This is a genomic window from Acetobacter estunensis (assembly GCF_011516945.1).
In the GTDB taxonomy this organism is placed as follows: Bacteria; Pseudomonadota; Alphaproteobacteria; order Acetobacterales; family Acetobacteraceae; genus Acetobacter; species Acetobacter estunensis.
On record NZ_WOTH01000105.1, the window covers coordinates 1 to 912 of the forward strand.

Genomic DNA, 912 nt, shown 5'->3' on the forward strand with positions numbered 1-912 from the left:
GACTTGAACTCTGCCGCATACCGTTTCCGCGTAACCTTGCCCATAAAACCCGTCCTCGTTCAGGCCAGATGATAGCTTATCGCCCTGTCCGAAAAATGGGGACCACCTCTGTTCGCCACGAGATCGTCCGATGGCCTGATCCGCGCCCCCTTTTTACGGGCGCCCGCACTATGCGTGGTGTGCACGGACAATCGTGCTGTCGATCATCATGTATTCGTTGTCATGGTCAGCAGCTAGATGCCGGAAAACCGTTCGATCACACCGCTTTTGCACCGGCGGCGCCGTCGTCTGTGAACATTCTTCCAGTCCCCGAACCGCACTGGCAGGTCACGTCAGGGAATGCCTGCGCGGTAACGATACAGGACCGCTTCCACAAACAGACGGTTATCCGCAGCTGTCCCGCCGGCATGACCTTCACGACCCGGGAGAAAATCCTTTATCTGCTCCCACTGACCATCACTCAGACCATACTGTCGCATTCACATTCTTCCTGAAAACAGAGAGAAAAAATCACAGATCAGATGGAAGTACAATCCTCACCACACCGAGAGTTAACTGACGACACGCCCTAGGACTTATGACATCAATGACGCTTTGCGTGACACCCGTCATGACGGCAGAGATGACAGGTCCTGACAGTGTCATCAGGCACATGACACCTTTCCGACTGATATAATGACGCTGTCCCAGCCTCTCGGGGAGCGCAGGAGGTGCGATAGAAATGACGCCCGAGTGACACCGTCATGACGGCGTCATCACTCATGAAGAGAAAATTTACGGGAAATTTTATGTGCACCAAACAGAGGTGGACCCGTCCGTTCGGACAGTTTTGCGGGCTTGATAAGCTATGCCCGGTTGTTGTTATGCCGCCCTTCTGACGGCGTTGCTGTTGGCCATCTGGTCCGGGGTTAA

At 54.3% G+C, this 912-nt stretch carries 1 pseudogene; it reads right to left on the bottom strand.

Features of this window, described 5'->3' with window-relative positions:
• Window positions 1-114 precede the first annotated feature (114 nt).
• Window positions 115-479: pseudogene (locus GOB87_RS16930) on the bottom strand (IS5 family transposase); the annotation flags it as partial.
• Window positions 480-912 lie beyond the last annotated feature (433 nt).